Below are 19889 nucleotides of genomic sequence, written 5' to 3'. Positions count from 1 at the left end.
ACAGAAGAGCCCCCGTGCGGCGCCCGCGCCCCGGACCGGCGGCCCTCGCGCCCGACAAGAAGCGCGAGCGAGCCGCGGACGTCACCGGTCATGGACCAGGCGCGGCGCCCGGGGGCCCGACGGGAGATCCACCCGCATGCCCGAGCCGACCGAACCCACCACCTCCGAGCTGGACAGCCCCAGCGACACCCTGCCCCCGCGCCGCCGGCGCCGGGCCGCGTCGCGCCCCGCGGGCCCGCCCGTGAGCCCCACCGCCGCTGACACCGAGGCCGCCGCGCCGGCCATACCGGCCGCTGCCACGGACGCCGAGGACGAACTCGACGCCGTGAACGAGGCCCCCGAGGCCGCTGCCGCCGCCGAGACCACCCCGGCGCAGGAGACGCAGGACGCGGCGCCCGCCGCCCGCCCGCGCCGCCGTGCCACCCGGCGCGCCTCCGCGCCCACCGGTGCGCCCGCGCAGGCCGAGGCCGCCGAGCCGGTCGTCGAACCGGTCACCGAGCCGGCCGCCGCGCCCGCCGCCGAGGAGGCCCCGGCCGAGGCCGCCGCGCCGCGCCGTCGCCGCCGCGCGACCCGTACCGCGTCCGCCCCTGTGACGGACGCCGCCGAGGCCGCCGCGCCCGCCGCCGACGAGCCGCAGGCCGTCGCGGAGGAGACCCCGGCCGCCGAGGAGGCGCCCGCCGAGGCCGCCGCGCCGCGCCGTCGCCGCCGCGCGACCCGCACCGTCGCCACGCCCGCCGCCGAGGCCCCCGCCGCCGAGACGCCCGCCGTCGAGGCGGCCCCGGCCGAGGAGCCGCAGGCCGCGGCGCCCGTCGCCGAGCCGGCCGCCGAGACCCCGGCCGAGGACGCCGCCCCGCGCCGTGCCCGCCGCCGGGCCACCCGCGCCGTGTCCACGCCCGAGGCCCCGCAGGCCGCCGAGCCCGTCGCCGAGCCGGCCGCCCAGGAGCAGGCCGCGCCCGCCGCCGAGCCCGCCGAGGCCCCGGCCGAGGACGACGCCCCGCGCCGCCCCCGGCGCCGCGCCACCCGCAAGGCCGCCGGCGGCTTCTCCGAGCCCAAGCAGACGAAGGGCCGCCAGGCGAAGCAGGCCGACACGGCCGACGCCGAGGGCGGCAGCCGCCCGAAGCGCCCGTCCGTCGCCGTCTTCCAGGCGCCGGTCTTCACCGAGCCGATGTTCCAGACGCCCGAGCGTGCCGCTGCCGCCGCCGCGGCCGAGGCCGCCGGTGAGCAGCGCACCGAGCCCGAGCCCGAGCCGGCCGCGGTCGTCGAGGAGGACCAGACGCCGCGCCGTCGCCGCCGTCGCCGCGCCACCGACGAGCGCCCCGCCGCCGAGCCCGAGGCCGTGACCGCCGCCGCGCCGGAGCCCGTCGTCGACGAGGACGCCGACGACGCCGACGAGCAGACCGCCGAGGCGGCCGACGAGCAGGACTCCGACGGCCACGACGACCACGACGAGCAGGGCGACCGCCCGGCCCGCCGCCGCCGTCGCGGTGGCCGCCGCCGTCGTCGCGGGGACGCCGCCGACACGGACGCCGACGCCGACGCCGAGGGCGCGTCCGACGAGGACGCCGACGACGAGCACACCGACGAGCAGGACGAGCACGCCGACGACCAGGACGAGCAGGACACGCACGGCGCGTCCGGCGGGTCGAGCAGCAGCCGTCGCCGTCGTCGTCGCCGCCGTCGCGCCGGTGACGCGTCCTCCGACGCCGAGCAGTCCTCGGACGACCCGGAGCGCACCGTCGTCAAGGTCCGCGAGCCGCGCAAGAAGGACGAGAAGTCCGAGCGCTCGACCTCCTCGGACGAGGTGCAGTCCATCAAGGGCTCCACGCGTCTCGAGGCGAAGAAGCAGCGCCGCCGCGAGGGCCGCGAGCAGGGCCGCCGCCGCGTCCCGATCATCACCGAGGCCGAGTTCCTGGCCCGCCGCGAGGCCGTCGAGCGCGTGATGGTCGTCCGGCAGAACGGCGACCGCACCCAGATCGGCGTGCTCGAGGACAACATCCTCGTCGAGCACTACGTCAACAAGGAGCAGTCGACCTCGTACGTCGGCAACGTGTACCTGGGCAAGGTGCAGAACGTGCTGCCGTCGATGGAGGCCGCCTTCATCGACATCGGCAAGGGCCGCAACGCGGTGCTGTACGCCGGTGAGGTCAACTTCGAGGCGCTCGGCATGGCCAACGGGCCGCGCCGCATCGAGACCGCCCTGAAGTCCGGCCAGTCCGTGCTCGTCCAGGTCACCAAGGACCCGATCGGCCACAAGGGCGCCCGCCTGACCAGCCAGGTCTCGCTGCCCGGCCGCTACCTGGTCTACGTGCCCGAGGGCTCGATGACCGGCATCAGCCGCAAGCTGCCCGACACCGAGCGCGCGCGCCTGAAGACCATCCTCAAGAAGATCGTCCCCGAGGACGCGGGCGTCATCGTGCGCACCGCCGCCGAGGGCGCGAGCGAGGACGAGCTGCGCCGCGACGTCGAGCGTCTGCAGGCCCAGTGGGAGGACATCCAGAAGAAGTCCAAGCAGATCTCGACGTCGTCGCCGAGCCTGCTGTACGGCGAGCCGGACATGACCGTCCGCGTCGTGCGCGACATCTTCAACGAGGACTTCTCCAAGGTCATCGTCAGCGGTGACGAGGCGTGGGAGACCATCCACGGCTACGTCAACCACGTCGCCCCCGACCTGGCCGACCGGCTGTCCCGCTGGACGTCGGAGGTCGACGTCTTCGCGACGTACCGGATCGACGAGCAGCTCGCCAAGGCGCTCGACCGCAAGGTGTGGCTGCCCTCCGGCGGCTCCCTGGTGATCGACAAGACCGAGGCCATGATCGTGGTCGACGTCAACACCGGTAAGTTCACCGGCCAGGGCGGCAACCTCGAAGAGACCGTGACCAGGAACAACCTGGAGGCTGCCGAGGAGATCGTCCGCCAGCTGCGGCTCCGGGACCTCGGCGGCATCGTCGTCATCGACTTCATCGACATGGTCCTGGAGTCCAACCGGGACCTGGTCCTGCGCCGTCTCCTGGAGTGCCTGGGCCGCGACCGGACCAAGCACCAGGTCGCCGAGGTCACCTCGCTCGGCCTGGTCCAGATGACCCGCAAGCGCGTCGGACAGGGCCTCCTGGAGTCCTTCTCCGAGACCTGCGTGCACTGCAACGGCCGCGGCGTCATCGTCCACATGGAGCAGGCGTCCTCCGCCGGCAGCGGTGGCGGCGGCAAGCGCAAGAAGCGCGGCCGCGGCGGCAACGGCGCGGACCACCAGCACGAGACGCACGAGCACGACACGCACGAGCACGAGTCGACGCCGGAGCCGGCCGAGACCGAGGCCGAGGTCGCCGCGGAGGTGGCCGCCCCGGTGGCGCTGCCCGAGCCCGAGTTCGTGGCGGACGAGGAGCTGTACTCCAGCGCCGCCGAGGCGGAGGCCGCGGCGGGCAGCCGTGGCCGCTCGCGCCGCCGTGCCACGCGCCGTGCGTCGGCCCCGGCCGGTGCCCCGAAGGCGGAGCAGACCGACAAGCGGTCCGCGCGTGCCGAGCGGGCCCGCAAGGCGGAGCAGGCCGAGGAGCAGCGGGAGGCCGCCGCGGCCGCCCCGGTCGCCGACGCCGAGCCGGTCGTCGAGGAGCCGAAGCCCCAGGAGACGCCCGAGCCCGTGGTGGAGCAGGCCGCCGAGGCCCCGGCCCCGCGCGCCCGCCGTCGTGCCACCCGCAAGGCCAGCGCCCCCGCCGGTGCCCCGAAGGCGTCCTCGGACGAGGCCGCCGTGGTGACCGTCGTGGAGTCGGAGCCCAAGGCGGCCGAGGAGCCGAAGGCCGCCGAGGAGACGGCGCCGGAGACCGAGGCGGCCGCCCCGGCCCGCCCGCGCCGCCGTGCCGTCCGCAAGGCGACCGCCCCGACCGCGTCCGAGGAGACGGCCGTCGTGGTCGTCCCGTCGGCCACGGACGAGCCTGCCAAGGAGGAGTCCGCGGAGAAGCCCGCCGCCAAGAAGACGGCCCGTAAGACGGCCAAGAAGGCGACGGCGAAGAAGGCGGCCACCACCACCAAGAAGACCGCGGCCAAGAAGACGGCCGCGAAGAAGACGACGGCCAAGAAGGCGGCGACCAAGACCGCCGCCAAGAAGACGACCGCGAAGAAGACCGCGGCGGCCGAGCAGCAGTCGCCGCCGTCCGTCACGGCCGCGGCCGACGAGGCCTGAGCCATCGACGACGGCGCCCCTGTCACAGCCCGGCTGTGACAGGGGCGCCGTCGTGTGCCGTGGGGCAAGGGAGGGGAACGGGTGGAATATCGTACGTAAATCGCCCCCCGCCCTCGGGGCACGGCAAACTGCCTGTAAAACTCAAGCAGTAGTACATGTGCAGGAGGAGCAGGGGTGTCCGTTGGGGAGACGGCAGCATCCGTGCCAGGGAGGGGAACGATGACGCACGTGCGTCTCAGGGGTACGGGCCGGCACCGGGCGGTGAAGCCGGTCAAGGGGGCCCGGCAGGCGGTGGCCCTCGCCACCGTGCTCTCGGCCGCCGGGGTGCAGGCGGGCGTCGCCGCGGACACCGCGTCGGCGGACACGAGGACCTGGACCGAGGGGCCCATCTTCAACGACCCGCTGGGCACGACGGACGCCCAGTACGCGATCCGCACCCGGCTCGTCGAGCTGACGGACGCGGCGCTGCCCGGCTCGACCATCAAGGTCGCGGTCTACCACGTGTGGGAGCAGACGATCGCGGACGCGCTGATCCGGGCCAAGGCCCGCGGCGTGAACATCCGGATCGTGCTGGACTCCACCAGCGTCAGCGACCGCCCCACCAACACGATCTACAGCCAGCTGAAGACGGCGTTCGGCACCGACATCGCCGCGTCGTCCTTCGTGACGCTGTGCCCGAAGGACAAGTCGTGCCTGGGCGACCCCAAGTTCGGCAAGTCGATCATGCACAACAAGTTCTGGCTGTTCTCGGCCGTCGACGGCGCGAAGAACGTCGTCGTGCAGACCACGGCGAACTCCACGCCCTCGGCCGGCACGCGCTTCTTCAACGACGCGCTCCAGCTGCCGAACAACCCGGTCCTCTACGGCGCCTACTCGGACTACTTCGACGACATAGCCGCCAAGGACTGGAAGAACTGGGACTACCGCACGGTCAGCAACGGCCGCTACAAGGCGTACTTCTATCCGCGGGCCGGCACCACGAACTCCACGGACACGCTGTACTCGGTGCTCAACAACGTCTCGTGCACCTACAAGAACCCCACGACGGGCGCGACGCAGCACACGATCGTGCGGGCCGCGATCTTCCAGATCACCCGGCAGGCCATCGCCGACAAGCTGGTCGCGCTCCAGAAGGCGGGCTGCACCGTCTCCGTCGAGTACGCGACCTCCGACAGCGGCACCTGGAAGACGATGCACGCCACCGGCGCCCCGCCGCGCCGCTGCTACAACGACGACCGCGACCCGCTGAAACCCGGGTCCAAGACGGCCACGCCGTTCATCATCCACACCAAGTACGTCGCGATCGACGGCATGTACGACGGCGCCCGCAACAAGGTCACCTTCACCGGCTCGCAGAACGCCTCGAACCCGGCGCTGCGCGAGAACGACGAGGCGTACGTCAAGATCGACGACGACTCCGTGCACGACACGTACCGCACGCACTTCCAGAAGGTGTGGAACGTCGCGTACCCGGGGACGAACGACAACACGAACCTCTGCAAGGGCGTGAACACGCTGCCGCAGGACGGTGAGCCCAAGGCCTGAGAGGCCCGGGGGAGCGGGGGCCGGTTTGACCCTTCTGAGGGGCGCCCCGTAACCTTGACCGTCGGCGTGTCCATCGACGTGCCTCACTCCCGTAAACCTCTTCCTCCGGGATCTGTGAAGCCCAGGCTTCCGAGATGCCGGAGAGGCCGCCTCGCGCGGCTGGACTGCGGGGGTTCCGTTCCGAGCGAAAGAGAGATCCGCGTGTACGCCATCGTGCGCAGCGGTGGTCGCCAGCACAAGGTTGCTGTCGGCGACATCGTTGAGGTTGACAAGCTTTCCACCGCCAAGGTTGGCGACACCGTAGAGCTCTCTACGCTGCTCGTTGTCGACGGCGAGTCCGTGACCAGCGACCCGTGGGTCCTGGCCGGCATCAAGGTCCAGGCCGAGGTCGTGGACCACCACAAGGGTGCGAAGATCGACATCCTTCGCTACAAGAACAAGACCGGCTACCGCCGTCGTCAGGGCCACCGCCAGCAGTACACGGCGATCAAGGTCACTGAGATCCCCGCGGCTGCGAAGTAAGGGTAGGGACTGAGACATGGCACACAAGAAGGGCGCATCGTCCACTCGGAACGGGCGCGATTCCAATGCTCAGCGGCTCGGCGTGAAGCGCTTCGGCGGTCAGACCGTCAACGCCGGTGAGATCCTGGTCCGCCAGCGCGGCACCCACTTCCACCCGGGCAACGGCGTGGGTCGTGGCAAGGACGACACGCTGTTCGCGCTCGACGCCGGTGCGGTGGAGTTCGGTACCCACCGTGGCCGCAAGGTCGTGAACATCGTTCCGGTCGCCGCCTGAAAGGCAGCCTGACCGGCAGTTTTCGCGAGGCGGACCTCACTTCCCTTTCGGGGAAGCGGGTCCGCCTTTCGCGTGTTAGAGCTAAGACATTCCGTAAGTTTCTGGAGGCACCGAACCATGACCACCTTCGTGGACCGCGTCGAACTGCATGTCGCCGCGGGTAGCGGAGGCCACGGCTGTGCCTCCGTCCACCGTGAGAAGTTCAAGCCGCTCGGCGGCCCGGACGGCGGCAACGGCGGCCGTGGCGGCGATGTGATCCTGGTCGTCGACCAGGACGTCACGACGCTCCTCGACTACCACCACTCCCCGCACCGCAAGGCGACCAACGGCGCGCCCGGCGCCGGTGACAACCGCTCCGGCAAGGACGGCCAGGACCTGGTCCTGCCCGTGCCCGACGGCACGGTCGTCCTCGACAAGCAGGGCAACGTGCTGGCCGACCTGGTCGGCCAGGGCACCACCTTCGTCGCCGCCCAGGGCGGCCGCGGCGGCCTGGGCAACGCGGCGCTGGCCTCGGCCCGCCGCAAGGCCCCCGGCTTCGCGCTGCTCGGCGTCCCCGGCGACGCGAGCGACGTCGTCCTGGAGCTGAAGACCGTCGCCGACGTCGCCCTGGTGGGCTACCCGAGCGCCGGCAAGTCCTCGCTGATCTCGGTGCTGTCCGCCGCCAAGCCGAAGATCGCCGACTACCCGTTCACGACGCTCGTCCCGAACCTGGGCGTGGTCACCGCGGGCTCGACCGTCTACACCATCGCCGACGTCCCGGGCCTGATCCCGGGCGCCAGCCAGGGCAAGGGCCTCGGCCTGGAGTTCCTGCGGCACGTGGAGCGGTGCAGCGTGCTGGTGCACGTGCTCGACACGGCGACGCTGGAGTCCGACCGCGACCCGGTCTCCGACCTCGACATCATCGAGGCGGAGCTGAAGGAGTACGGCGCGGGCCTGGAGAACCGGCCGCGCCTGGTCGTCCTCAACAAGATCGACATCCCCGACGGCCAGGACCTCGCCGAGATGGTGCGGCCCGACCTGGAGGAGCGCGGCTACCAGGTCTTCGAGGTCTCCGCCGTCGCCCACAAGGGCCTCAAGGAGCTCTCCTTCGCCCTCGCCGAGCTGGTGTCCGCGCACCGCGCCGCGCAGCCCAAGGAGGAGTCGACCCGTGTCGTCATCCGCCCGAAGGCCGTGGACGACGCCGGGTTCACCGTCACCCGCGAGGACGTCGACGGCGAGCCGCTGTTCCGCGTACGGGGCGAGAAGCCGGAGCGCTGGGTGCGCCAGACCGACTTCAACAACGACGAGGCCGTGGGCTACCTGGCCGACCGCCTCAACCGTCTCGGTGTCGAGGACGAGCTGATGAAGGCCGGCGCCCGCAACGGCGACGGCGTCGCCATCGGCCCCGAGGAGAACGCGGTCGTCTTCGACTGGGAGCCCACCATGATGGCGGGCGCCGAGATGCTCGGCCGCCGCGGCGAGGACCACCGCCTCGAGGCCCCGCGACCGGCCGCGCAGCGCCGCCGCGACCGGCAGGCGGAGCGGGACGAGGCACAGCAGGAGTTTGACGACTTCAACCCGTTCTAAGCGGTTCTCCGCAGGCATTCCCTGCGCATGAGGAAGGGCCCGGGAGATTCTCCCGGGCCCTTCCTCATGCGCTGTGCCGCGTCACGCCGTGACGGAGTCCTCGGACTCGGCGGAGTCCTGCGTGTCCGCCGCCTCCGCCTCCATGGCCTCGGCCACCTGCTCCTCGACCGAGTCCTCGCGCTGTATCGGGATCTCGCTCTCGCCACGCGCGGCCATCCGCACCCGGCGCTCGTCGGCCCGCGTGCACAGGGCGCGCACCGCGCCGTTGAAGCGGTCCATGGACGGCGGGTCGGAGGGGCCCAGGAGGTGCTCCTTGAGCTCCAGACGGGCCTCGGCGTACTTGTCCTCGGCCTCGCCGCGAACGGCCGCGAGAAGGGCGGGCACGCCCTTCGCCTTCGGCGTCAGGATCGTCGCCGCGCTCACGGTCGGGAAACCGGTGCGGAAGTCCGCCTCGGACAGCCCCGAGGTGTTGGCGACCGCGTACGGCTTCTCGCTGCTCAGCCAGTCGGAGACGACCGAGGAGACGTCGGAGATCAGTACGTCGGCCTGGTTGAAGCAGGTGAAGATCGCCGGGCGGGCCTCGGTGACGATCAGGTGCTCCCACTCCGGGAAGGACGCCCAGTAGGCCGCTTCCCAGGCGGCGGTCGCCTCGGCGACGGCCGCGGCGCGGTCACCCTCGGGCCTGCCCTGGAGCAGCATCTTCTCCATCTCGTCCGCGCTGGTGCGGAAGGCGGTGGAGGTCAGCCGGTCGAGGGCGGCGGCCGCGCGGGTCAGCTCGGCGGCGGCCTCCGGGCCGGGGCGGGCGCCGGAGCGGCGGGTGTTGGCCTCGCGGATCATCGCCATGATCCGCTTGTTGGCCTCGCCCGCGGCGGGGACCTGCGAACCGGTCATCGGGTGCGGCTTGTAGATCAGGCGGACCCGGTCGTCGGCGAGCAGGTGCCGCACGATGTTCTCGCCGGCCAGGATCACCGAGGTGTTGCCCGGGTTGCCGTCCCAGCCCTCCCAGGTGGGGGCGTAGAGGACGGTGGTGTACGCGCCCGTGGCCGGGCCCGTGCCGACCTGGATCGGGGAGAGCTGGGGGCGGCCCACCTCGACGACGTCCTTGTCGTCGACGCCGACGTCGGCCAGCTGGTAGCGGTCGCGGGCCGCGGGGCCCGCCACCCACACCTCGTCGTACGCCTTCGCGTACGGGTTGCAGGACGACAGCTTGTCGGACTCGCCGTGGTTGATGAACGCGTGCTTGATCGTCGGGATGCGCAGCACCTGCGAGGTCTTCGCCGCGTTCGCCGGGTGCAGCATCATCTTCAGCGTCGAGTTCTCCAGGGAGAACATCGTGGCGACCTTCGGGAAGCAGATGATCGGCACGTCGGTCGCGTCGATCTTGTTAACCATGAAGCGCTCACGCAGCACGATCAGCGGTTTGCCGTCGACGTCGGCGAGCGTGGAGAGCCACATGTTCGCCTGGTACGCGGAGGTCGTGCCGCCGGAGAAGTACATCGCCACGGTCGGCTGGTAGTCGGCCAGCCAGCGGTCGAGCCACTCGATGGTCTGCTGGTCGTTCAGCGGGCGCTTCTTCGGCAGCAGCCAGGTGGCCAGGTAGGCGGCGCCGCCGCCGAGCAGCACGATCGAGACGCCGATGCCGATGCCGCCCCACAGGGCGTTCGTCGTCGCGGCCGTCACCAGCAGGCCGATCGTGGCCGGCACCGAGAAGGCGAGGAGACGGTGGCTGGAGCGGCGGGCCAGCAGGCGCGGCGGGGCCGCGGACAGCCGCAGCGGGGTGGAGTCGATGTTCCGCGTGACGATCGGCAGCGACCGGGTGCGGCGCACGAGGACGGCGGCGGCCTGGCAGGCGAAGTGCAGCACGTACACCGCGAGCACCATGATCAGCAGGGGGGCCTGCTCGCCCAGCGGGTCGATGCCGTCGATGCGCAGCAGGCCGACGAAGATCAGCATGTCCCGCAGCAGCTGACGCACGGTGACGTCGAAGCGGATCTTGCCCAGCAGCGACAGCAGGCCCGGCTGTCGGAACTGCATATACGTGTCGAGGGCGAGGCCCGCGGCGCTCGCGACGACGAACACGGGTACGTACGGAACGAGCGCGCTCACGAGCTGGGCCACATAGAGCGCAAACATCGCGAACAGCGCTGAGAGCTGCACGATGCGGCGGGGGGCAAGTCCGGCGGAGGGCACGGGCTGGGCTCCTGGCAGGGATAGGAGGACGAGGAGGACCGTGGGGGGCTGGTTCACCTCGGTGAAAAGGCTGACCACTGACCGTATGACTTTGAGCGGTCCCGTAGCAATCCTCGGTGAGATCAATCACGGCAAATAGGGGCAAAGGGCACCGACTCCGAGGTCTCAGGTCCCCTGAGGTGCACCGCCCCCGGACCGCGGGCGTCCGCCCCTCGAAACCCCGGAGCGTCCGTCCGGTCACGTCCCGTAGATTGCGAAGCATGTCTGGGGCAACAACAGGGGCGGCTCGATCGGCGCGGCAGGGCGTCTCGGAAGCGCGCCGGATCGTGGTCAAGGTCGGATCGTCGTCGCTCACCACGGCCGCGGGAGGGCTGGACGCCGACCGGGTCGACGCTCTGGTGGACGTCCTCGCCAAGCACCGCGGTGAGGGAGCCAGGGAGATCGTCCTCGTCTCCTCCGGCGCCATCGCGGCCGGACTCGCCCCGCTCGGCCTGACCCGCCGCCCCAAGGACCTCGCCCGCCAGCAGGCCGCGGCCAGCGTCGGCCAGGGCCTGCTCGTGGCCCGCTACACGGCCTCCTTCGCGCGCTACGGCGTCCGCGTCGGCCAGGTCCTGCTCACCAGCGACGACATGGCCCGCAGGGCGCACCACCGCAACGCCTCGCGCACCCTCGACCAGCTCCTCGCCATGGGCGCCTTCCCGATCGTCAACGAGAACGACACCGTCGCCACGGACGAGATCCGCTTCGGCGACAACGACCGGCTGGCCGCGCTCGTGGCCCACCTGGTCCACGCGGACCTCCTCGTCCTCCTCTCCGACGTCGACGGCCTCTACGACGGCGACCCCGCGAAGCCCGGCACCTCCCGCATCGCCGAGGTGCGCGGCCCCGCCGACATCGCGCACGTCAAGATCGGCTCGGCGGGCCGGGCCGGGGTGGGCACCGGCGGCATGGTCACCAAGGTCGAGGCCGCCTCCATCGCCGCGGCCGCCGGCATCCCCGTCGTGCTGACCTCCGCGTCGCACGCCGCCGACGCCCTCGCCGCCCGCGACACCGGCACGTACTTCCACCGCACGGGGCGGCGCAGCGCGGACCGGCTGCTGTGGCTCCAGCACGCCTCCACCCCGCAGGGGTCGATCACCCTCGACGACGGCGCCGTACGGGCCGTGGTCGAGCGGCGCACCTCGCTGCTGCCCGCCGGGATCGCGTCCGTGGAGGGCGAGTTCAGCGCCGGCGACCCGGTCGAGCTGCGCGACGAGAGCGGGCGCGCGGTCGCCCGCGGCCTGGTCAACTTCGACGCCAAGGAGATCCCTCAGCTCATCGGCCGCTCCACCCGGGAACTCGCCCGCGACCTCGGCCCCGCCTACGAACGCGAAGTCGTACACAGGGACGATCTGGTCCTCCTCCGGGCTTGAAACACGGCCCGTCACCTTCGAAACCGCCTGTGTAATCGGCCGAAAGCCTGCCACCCGTGGGGGACCTTCCCCAAAACCACCCCACGAAGGCTCGTGTCCTGCTCAACTCTTGAGGCAGGGAGTTACACGCAGGGAGTTCAGCCGGAGTGGTTCCGCACGACCATCACGACCATTGCGCAAAGGAGGCCGTCGTGAGACGAGCGCGCCCGGGGGCCGTATCCAAGGGGTCCCGAGGGTCGGCGGAGCGGGCCCTGACGAGCGTGGTCGCGGGGGCCGCCTACGAGGAGCGGTCCGGCGAGACCGCGGACGCCACCGGGGAACCCGCGGGAGGCGCCGTGGAAGGCCCCCGTCTGTGGCACATCACGCTCAGCGTCTCCGGCGCCGAGGCGCCGCTGGCCGAAGTCCGCCGCGGCCTCGAACAGCTCGCCCACGACCACCCCTTCCTGCTGACCAGCCGCTACGCCGTCGACCACGCCGAGATCCGCTACTGGGAGGAGGCCCGCGACCTGCACGACGCCGCGGCCGTCGCCCTGCGCCTGTGGGGTGAGCACCGCCAGACGTCGCAGCTGCCGCCGTGGGAGATCGTCGGCCTGGAGGTCATCGACCGCCAGACCTACCACCACCGCATCGCGGAGGGCTACGGCCCCCTCCCTGCGACCCCGGTGGGCGTGCACCCGTTCTAGGGCGTGTGTCGAGAATCCTGCCTGCCCCGTGGGCGCGAGCAACCACGACGAATCCGTCACCCGGCGTCGAAACCGCACGCCCCACGAACAAGCCGTTTTCAGCCATGTCTCACCCCCCGAAACACGTGCTGGACGCCCCCCGTACCCCCGTTACCCTGCGGAGCATGACGCCTTCGCTGAACCCGTACGACTCGATGACCCCGGTCACTCAAGCCGCCTACCGCGCCCGCGCCGCCGCGAACACCCTCGCCCCGCTGCCGCGCGCGCAGAAGGACGACGTCCTGGCGGCGATCGCCGACGCCCTCGAAGTCCGTACGGCCGAAATCATCGAGGCCAACGCCAAGGACATCGACAGGGCCCGCGAGGCCGGCACCAGCGAAGCGATCATCGACCGGCTCACGCTCACCGCGGAGCGCGTCCGCGCCATCGCCTCCGACGTCCGCGACGTCATCGCGCTGCCCGACCCGGTCGGCGAGGTGGTGCGCGGCAGCACCCTGCCCAACGGCATCGACCTGCGCCAGGTCCGCGTTCCGCTCGGCGTCGTCGGCATCATCTACGAGGCCCGGCCCAATGTGACCGTCGACGCCGCGGCCCTCTGCCTCAAGTCCGGCAACGCCGTCCTGCTGCGCGGCAGCTCGTCCGCGTACGAATCGAACACCGCGCTGGTGCGGGTGCTGCGCGACGCCGTCGGCGGCGCCGGACTGCCCGCCGACGCGATCCAGCTGGTGCCCGGCGAGTCCCGCGAGTCGGTGACCGAGCTGATGCGCGCCCGCGGCCTCGTCGACGTCCTCATCCCGCGCGGCGGCGCCTCCCTCATCAAGAACGTCGTCGAGAACTCGATCGTCCCCGTCATCGAGACCGGCACCGGCAACTGCCACGTCTACGTCGACAAGGACACCGACCTCGACATGGCGGTCGACATCCTCGTCAACTCCAAGGCCCAGCGGCCCTCCGTCTGCAACTCCGCCGAGACGCTCCTCGTGCACGCCGACGTCGCCGACGCGTTCGTGCCGCGCGCCCTCGACGCCCTCGCCGACGCCGGGGTCACCGTCCACGCGGACGCCCGGATCCTCGCGTACGCGGAGCGGTCCAAGGCCACCGTCGTCGAGGCGACGCCCGACGACTGGGAGACCGAGTACCTGAGCTACGACATCGCGGCCGCCGTCGTCGACGACCTCGACGCCGCCGTCGAGCACATCCGGCTCTGGTCCTCCGGCCACACCGAGGCCATCGTGACCACCTCGCAGCAGGCGGCCCGCCGCTTCACCCAGCTCGTCGACTCCACGACCGTCGCCGTGAACGCCTCGACCCGGTTCACCGACGGTGGCCAGTTCGGCTTCGGCGCCGAGATCGGCATCTCCACCCAGAAGCTGCACGCCCGCGGCCCCATGGGGCTGCCGGAGCTGACGAGCACGAAGTACATCGTCACGGGCGACGGGCACACCCGTTGATCACCGTGTGATGCGGTTCGTGCGGTGAATTTCCTTACTGTCTGCCCAAATTGACCCCCCAGGTCTACTCTGGACAGGTGCCGGAGGACGTGGGGGGCACGCCGTTTCCGGACGGCTGGGAGCCCGACGACGACCACGACCGCGGGGGTTCGGACGATGAGTTCGCCTCCGTGGTCTTCGACGAGGACTTCGTGCGGGCGGCGAAGGTCCATGAGCCCACCGCGGTCGAGCGTCTGCTCGCCGCGGCGCAGGCCCGTGCCGAGGCCCAGGAGGCCGAGGCCCGCCGGGCGCGCATACGCCGCGGCCCCGAGGACGACTTCTACGACGAGACCGACCCCGAGGGGCTCGGCCCGGACGACGCGGTCGACTTCGGACGCGAGCTCGACGACCTGTACGACGACGGGCCCGACGGGACCGGCCGCGGCGCCGCCCACCCGGGCCGGATGCGCTGGCGCAGGCCCGTCGCCTGGGCGCTCGCCCTGCTGATGGGCGTCGGCATGGTCGCCCTCGCCTTCACGGCCGTCTACCGCGGCGCGGCGGGCCGCCAGGACGACCGGGTGCCCCCGCCCGCGACGACGGAGCTGGAGAAGAGCGTTCCGGGCCCGTCCGCGTCCGCCGACTACTCGCGGCCGGCGGTGTCGGCGGTTCCCCGCACGCCCTGAGCGGCCCGGCACCGCTCTGCCGGGCCGCTGTGGGAAGTTGTCGTGTACCAGGGCGTTTACCCGAGGCCCCGGGGACCTACCCTGAAGGTATGGGCGGGCCAGCAGACCCACCGGAGGGGACCCCCGAAGGCGGCCCCGGAGGTGGTGGCGGAAGCGAGGACGAATACCGATCCGTCGTGTTCGACGAGTCGTTCGTCCGGGCTGCCCGGCTCCAGGAGTTCTCCGCGCACGAGCGGATAGCCGACCACGCCCCGGCCGTGCGCCGCACGCCCGCACTGCGCCGCGGACTGACCCGGCAGGCCGTCGTCCTCGTCGTGATGATCGTGATCGCCTTCGGCACCGCGATCTACATGGGCGTCCGCAGCCCCTACCGCACGGCCGAGGCCGTCCGGCACGCCGAACCGCTGCGGATGACCGTCATCCCGCTCTCCCCGTCCGGCAAGGTGCCCGGCGCCGCCTCGGCCACCGAGCTCTACCGGCACAGCCCCGCCGCCCAGTTCCGTACGGCCGCCGACGGCATCGCACTGCCCGCGTCGCCCCAGCGCACCGCGCACTTCTCCGACAGCCAGGTCGTCGCCGCGCTGACCACGTCCAAGGACTACCTCGTCGACTCCTCGCTCGACCCGGACGTGCTCACCGGCTCCACCCTGCGGCCGGTGCGCCAGCTCGTCGACCCGCGGCAGCTCGACCAGTTCGACCAGAGCTTCGACCGGCCCACCGCCGACGGCCGGCACGCGGCCACCGGCTGGCTGGTCCGCTTCGACCCGGCCGAGGCCGCGCTCGCCGATCCCCGGATCCGGGTCACCGGCACCCTGCACGTCGCCGAGACGGACGCGGACACCCTGGAAGTCACCTCGGACCACACGTTCGTGTACGCGCTGCGGCCCGTCGACCGGCCGGACGCCAAGGCGTCCCTGTTCACGGTCCGCCGCGAGCTGCACTTCCGCTACGACCGCGACGACCTGCGCAACCACCAGGCCGAGCTGCTCGTGTCCTACGTCCAGGCCGGGCCGCTGTCCTGCTCGGCCGACTCCGCCGCCCAGCTGCACCCGCTGCTCGCGGGGCAGCGGGCCACGAAGGACGGTCCGGCGGGCACCGACCCGTACGCCACGGGCAGCGCGACCGCGCTGTGCGGCGCGCTCGCGCCCAGTGCCCAGCCGTCCGTCTAGCGGAATCCGTCCGCGGTCCTACTCGTCGTCGCGGGTGCCGTGGTTGCCGTTGTTGCCCCCGCCGCTGTCGCCGCCGCCCTCGCCACCGCTCGAACCGCCGAAGTTCCCGAAGCCGCGCCGTACCCGGCCGCCCAGGTCGCCGGCGCCGCCCGCGATGTCGCTGACCAGCTTCATCAGCGGGTCCTTCGAGTTCTTCACGTGCTCCGTGTAGTGCGCGGCCGACTCGCGGAAGGAGTCGCCCACCGAGGTGTCCTTGTCCTCGGTGCGGCGCGGGTAGTGGCCGTCCATCAGCCGCTGGTGGTCCCGGGACTCCGCCCACTTCTTCAGCTCGGCGGCGCGCACCGTGGTGAACGGGTGCGAGCGCGGCAGCACGTTCAGGATCTTCAGGACGGAGTCGCGCAGATCGCCCCCGGCCTCGTACTCCTCGGCCTGCTTGAGGAACGCGTCCACGTTCATCTCGTGCAGGTGGTTGCCGCCCGCGATCTTCATCAGGCCGCGCATGGAGGCCTGGAGGTCCTGGCCGACCAGCAACCCGGCGCGGTCCGCCGAGAGTTCGGACTTGCGGAACCACTCGCGCAGCGCCGTCACGATCGCCATGATCGCGAGGTTGCCCAGCGGGATCCACGCGACGCGCAGCGCGAGCGTGGTCAGGAACAGCAGTATCGTCCGGTACACCGAGTGGCCGGACAGCGCGTGGCCGACCTCGTGGCCCACGACCGCCCGCATCTCTTCCTCGTCGAGCAGCTCGACGAGGCCGGTCGTGACGACGATGATCGGCTCGTCGAGGCCGATGCACATCGCGTTCGGCTGCGGGTCCTGATGGACGTACATCGGCGGGACCTTCTCCAGGTCCAGGATGTAACAGGCGTCCCGCAGCATCGAGTTGAGGTGCGCGAACTGGTCGTCGGAGACCCGCACCGAGTCCGACAGGAACAGCAGCCGCAGGCTGCGCTCGGGCAGCAGGCCGCTCAGCGCCTTGAAGACCGTGTCGAACCCGGTGAGCTTGCGCAGCGCCACCAGCGCCGAACGGTCCGCGGGATGCTCGTACGCCCGCGAGGAGATCCCGGGGAAGCGCCTGCGCTGCCTGCTGGGTACGTGATCGTGCTGCTCGTTCGGTACGTCGGGCATGCGGCCCCCCATGTCTGTCGTCCGGTCGTGCCCCCGAGATGGGCTCCACCCTAGGCGGAGATACCGTGGCGGGGCAGCAGACAGAAGGAGCGAACCGCCATGGATCACATCATCGCCGCGTCCGACCAGGGCGCGGGCAATCTTTTGCGCATCGTGCTGGTCGTCGGTGTGCTCGGGGCCGTCTTCCTGGCCTGGTTCCTGCTGCGCGGCTACAAGCGCGACGACTGACGGAGACCCGGCCGGCCGTATGCGCGGGCCCGTACGGCAGAGTCGGCGTGAGCGGCGGGAGGGCCCCCGCTTACGATGGGCGGGAAGTCTTTGTCCCGATCCCACACCGGATAGGTCCTGCTGACGATGAGCCTCCACAGCACCGCTGCCCAGCTGGCCACCCTCGCCGCCGAGGGCGGCGAGCACGGCGGCAACCACGAAAGCCTCAGTCCGCTCGTGACGGGCGGTGGCGCGTTCATCATCCTGCTTCTGCTGCTCTGGATCACGACCCGCTTCAACCGCGACCGCTGATCCTGCGGGCCCTCCCGGCGGAACCACCCGGATCGGGCCAGTAGGCTCTGCACGCATGGGAGCGCAGGACATGCCTACCGGCCCGGTCAACAGCCCGACCGGCGGCCCGGATCACGAATGGGCCTCACCGGCCAAGAGGCGCCTCGGCGTCATGGGCGGAACGTTTGACCCGATCCACCACGGACACCTGGTGGCGGCCAGTGAGGTCGCCTCGCAGTTCCACCTCGACGAGGTGGTGTTCGTGCCGACCGGGCAGCCCTGGCAGAAGAGCGACAAGAAGGTCTCGCCCGCCGAGGACCGCTATCTGATGACGGTCATCGCGACCGCCGAGAACCCGCAGTTCTCGGTCAGCCGCATCGACATCGACCGCGGCGGACCCACCTACACCACGGACACGCTGCGCGATCTGCGCGCGCTCAATCCGGACACGGATCTCTTTTTCATCACCGGCGCCGACGCCCTGGGCCAGATCCTCACCTGGCGTTACACCGAAGAGCTCTTCTCCCTGGCACACTTCATCGGCGTGACCAGGCCGGGTCACCCGCTCGCGGACCCCGGCCTGCCGGAGGGCGGCGTCTCGCTCGTCGAGGTGCCCGCCCTCGCGATCTCGTCCACGGACTGCCGTGACCGGGTCGCGAAGGGCGACCCCGTCTGGTACCTGGTGCCGGACGGTGTGGTGCGCTACATCGACAAACGTCAGCTGTACCGAGGCGAATGACCCTGCACCGCCGAGAGGGGCATCGGTGAACGACCGATACGACGGTTACGACCAGCAGAATTACGACCTGGTCGGCTACGACGAATTCGGCCGGCCGGTCTACCGGCAGGCGGGGCAGGCGCCGTCGTACGAGCAGCACGCGAACAACTCCTACGACGCGGGCAGCGCCGGTGACCCGGCGTACGGCTACGGCTACGACCCGTACGCGACCGGGCAGCAGCAGCCGGTCCCGCCGCAGTCCTACGATCCCTACGGCGGGGCGCAGCAGGGGAGTTCGGGCGGCTACGACCCCTACGGCGCGGCCACCGGCACCGGGCAGCAGCCGCACGCCGGGTACCGCCCCGAGCAGCAGGCGCAGGCCACCGCGTACATCCCGCAGCAGGCCCCGCCCGCCCAGCCCCCGGCGCAGCCGGAGCCCCGGCCGCAGGTCCCGTCGCAGGACGTGCCGCAGGCGGACGCCGAGCCGCGCGAGTACCGCACCGAGCAGTTCGAGTTCGTCGAGGAGCCGGACGAGAACTCCGAAGACGTCATCGACTGGCTGAAGTTCACCGAGTCGCGCACCGAGCGGCGCGAGGAGGCCCGGCGCCGCGGCCGCAACCGGGTCGTCGCCCTCGTCGTCGTCCTCGCCCTGTGCGTCGTCGGCGGCGTCGGCTACCTCTGGTCCGCGGGCAAGCTGCCGTTCCTGTCCGACGACGCGGCCAAGAACGGCGCCGCGGCCGCCACCGGACCGCAGAACCGCGACGTCATCGTCGTCCACCTGCACAACACCAAGGGCGGCGCCACCTCCACGGCGCTGCTGGTGAACAACACCACCACCAAGCAGGGCACCACCGTGCTGCTGCCCAACACCCTCGGCCTGACGGACGAGGAGGGCAGTTCGACCACGCTCGCCAAGTCCGTCGACGCCGACGGCTCCTCGGGCACCAGCGACGCCATCGACACCCTGCTCGGCACCGACATCGAGGGCACCTGGCGGCTCGACACCCCCTTCCTCAGCAACCTCGTCGAACTCGTCGGCAACATCGACATCACCACCGACACCGACGTCCCGGACCCGGCCAAGAAGGGCACCTTCCTCGTCCACAAGGGCCAGGACCAGACGCTGAGCGGCGCGCCCGCCGTCGCCTACGCCACCTACCGGGCCAAGGGCGAGTCGGAGACCGCGCAGCTCATGCGGTTCGGCCAGGTCATGCAGGGCGTCCTGCGCAAGATCTCCTCGGACCCGCAGGCCGCGACGACCACCGTGCAGACCCTCACCCAGATCATCGAGCCGCCGCTCACCGAGAAGGACCTCGGCGCCTTCCTCGCCAAGCTCGCCGACCACGCCAAGGAGGGCGACTACAAGACCGCCCTGCTCCCGGTCCAGCAGGACGGCAGCCTCTCGAAGACGACCGCGAACTCCGTCGTCAAGGACGTCCTCGGCGGCACCGTGAAGGCCCCGTCCTCGGGTGACTCGCCGCGCGTCTCCGTCGAGAACGCCACCGGCGACAAGGGCCGCACCGAGCTGGCCCGGGTGGCCCTGGTCAACGGCGGCTACACCTACGTCTCCGGCGGTACGGACACGGCGGTGCCCGCCTCCCGGGTCACCTACGCGGACGCGGACAGCAAGCAGGACGCCGTGGAGGTCGCCAAGACCCTGAACCTGCCGACCTCGGCGGTGAAGAAGGGCGAGACCACGGCGAACGCGGACGTGTCCGTGGTTCTCGGCCAGAACTACACCGGCAAGTGACACCGGCGCCGGCGCCCCGACGGGGCGCCGGCGATGCCGTGAGGCCGCTTGGCGGTCCGTGAGACCCTTGGGGTATCCCCGTGAGGCCCGGTGAGGGACAGTCCGGGGGAATCCCCGGGGAATCCGCCCCGATGCGACCGCCGACCGAAA

16 protein-coding genes are annotated in these 19889 nt (G+C 71.7%); 14 read left to right on the top strand and 2 right to left on the bottom strand.

Annotated elements, in window-relative coordinates; translation table 11 throughout:
- Nucleotides 1–136: 136 nt before the first annotated feature.
- The 5 genes from ABII15_RS13390 (at nt 137) to obgE (ending at nt 8078) form a co-directional block, all read left to right on the top strand.
- Entirely contained in the window at nt 137–4171 is a 4035-nt protein-coding gene (locus ABII15_RS13390) for an Rne/Rng family ribonuclease (RefSeq protein WP_353942535.1), read from the top strand.
- A 219-nt stretch (nt 4172–4390) separates the two neighbouring features.
- On the top strand, nt 4391–5716 hold the full coding sequence (locus ABII15_RS13385) for a phospholipase D-like domain-containing protein (protein ID WP_353942534.1): 1326 nt from the start codon (nt 4391–4393) through the stop codon (nt 5714–5716).
- 201 nt (nt 5717–5917) lie between these two features.
- Complete coding sequence (gene rplU / locus ABII15_RS13380; protein ID WP_351444212.1) at nt 5918–6238, top strand: 50S ribosomal protein L21; 321 nt, start codon at nt 5918–5920, stop codon at nt 6236–6238.
- A gap of 16 nt (nt 6239–6254) precedes the next feature.
- Nucleotides 6255–6512: a 50S ribosomal protein L27 gene (gene rpmA, locus ABII15_RS13375; protein WP_026245994.1), complete on the top strand. Its 258-nt coding sequence runs from the start codon at nt 6255–6257 to the stop codon at nt 6510–6512.
- A 117-nt stretch (nt 6513–6629) separates the two neighbouring features.
- On the top strand, nt 6630–8078 hold the full coding sequence (gene obgE, locus ABII15_RS13370; RefSeq protein ID WP_353942533.1) for a GTPase ObgE: 1449 nt from the start codon (nt 6630–6632) through the stop codon (nt 8076–8078).
- A gap of 81 nt (nt 8079–8159) precedes the next feature.
- On the opposite strand, the gene ABII15_RS13365 is transcribed toward obgE, so the two are convergent.
- Entirely contained in the window at nt 8160–10268 is a 2109-nt protein-coding gene (locus ABII15_RS13365; protein WP_353942532.1) for a hypothetical protein, read from the bottom strand.
- A 260-nt stretch (nt 10269–10528) separates the two neighbouring features.
- On the opposite strand from ABII15_RS13365, the gene proB reads away from it, so the two are divergent.
- The 5 genes from proB (at nt 10529) to ABII15_RS13340 (ending at nt 15645) form a co-directional block, all read left to right on the top strand.
- The gene (gene proB, locus ABII15_RS13360; protein WP_353942531.1) at nt 10529–11680 is read left to right on the top strand and encodes a glutamate 5-kinase; all 1152 of its coding nucleotides are present in this window, start codon (nt 10529–10531) and stop codon (nt 11678–11680) included.
- A 191-nt stretch (nt 11681–11871) separates the two neighbouring features.
- Complete coding sequence (locus ABII15_RS13355; protein ID WP_353942530.1) at nt 11872–12363, top strand: hypothetical protein; 492 nt, start codon at nt 11872–11874, stop codon at nt 12361–12363.
- Nucleotides 12364–12527: 164 nt separating this feature from the next.
- Nucleotides 12528–13814, top strand: a complete 1287-nt coding sequence (locus ABII15_RS13350) for a glutamate-5-semialdehyde dehydrogenase (RefSeq protein ID WP_353942529.1) — start codon at nt 12528–12530, stop codon at nt 13812–13814.
- Between the two features lie 77 nt (nt 13815–13891).
- Entirely contained in the window at nt 13892–14476 is a 585-nt protein-coding gene (locus ABII15_RS13345) for a hypothetical protein (protein ID WP_353942528.1), read from the top strand.
- Between the two features lie 89 nt (nt 14477–14565).
- The gene (locus tag ABII15_RS13340; protein WP_353942527.1) at nt 14566–15645 is read left to right on the top strand and encodes a hypothetical protein; all 1080 of its coding nucleotides are present in this window, start codon (nt 14566–14568) and stop codon (nt 15643–15645) included.
- A gap of 18 nt (nt 15646–15663) precedes the next feature.
- Here ABII15_RS13340 and ABII15_RS13335 read toward each other — a convergent pair whose 3' ends face one another.
- Nucleotides 15664–16773, bottom strand: a complete 1110-nt coding sequence (locus ABII15_RS13335; protein WP_353942526.1) for a M48 family metallopeptidase — start codon at nt 16771–16773, stop codon at nt 15664–15666.
- Between the two features lie 99 nt (nt 16774–16872).
- Here ABII15_RS13335 and ABII15_RS13330 point away from each other — a divergent pair, with 99 nt between their 5' ends.
- From ABII15_RS13330 to ABII15_RS13315, 4 genes are all read left to right on the top strand, one after another.
- The gene (locus ABII15_RS13330; RefSeq protein ID WP_351444222.1) at nt 16873–17001 is read left to right on the top strand and encodes a hypothetical protein; all 129 of its coding nucleotides are present in this window, start codon (nt 16873–16875) and stop codon (nt 16999–17001) included.
- Nucleotides 17002–17127: 126 nt separating this feature from the next.
- Nucleotides 17128–17292, top strand: a complete 165-nt coding sequence (locus ABII15_RS13325; protein WP_353942525.1) for a hypothetical protein — start codon at nt 17128–17130, stop codon at nt 17290–17292.
- A 55-nt stretch (nt 17293–17347) separates the two neighbouring features.
- Nucleotides 17348–18010: a nicotinate-nucleotide adenylyltransferase gene (gene nadD, locus ABII15_RS13320; protein ID WP_353942524.1), complete on the top strand. Its 663-nt coding sequence runs from the start codon at nt 17348–17350 to the stop codon at nt 18008–18010.
- 25 nt (nt 18011–18035) lie between these two features.
- On the top strand, nt 18036–19739 hold the full coding sequence (locus tag ABII15_RS13315) for an LCP family protein (protein WP_353942523.1): 1704 nt from the start codon (nt 18036–18038) through the stop codon (nt 19737–19739).
- The last annotated feature ends 150 nt before the right edge of the window (nt 19740–19889 follow it).

Source organism: Streptomyces sp. HUAS MG91 (genome assembly GCF_040529335.1).
GTDB lineage: Bacteria > Actinomycetota > Actinomycetes > Streptomycetales > Streptomycetaceae > Streptomyces > Streptomyces tabacisoli.
This window is presented reverse-complemented; position numbering and strand designations above follow the sequence as displayed.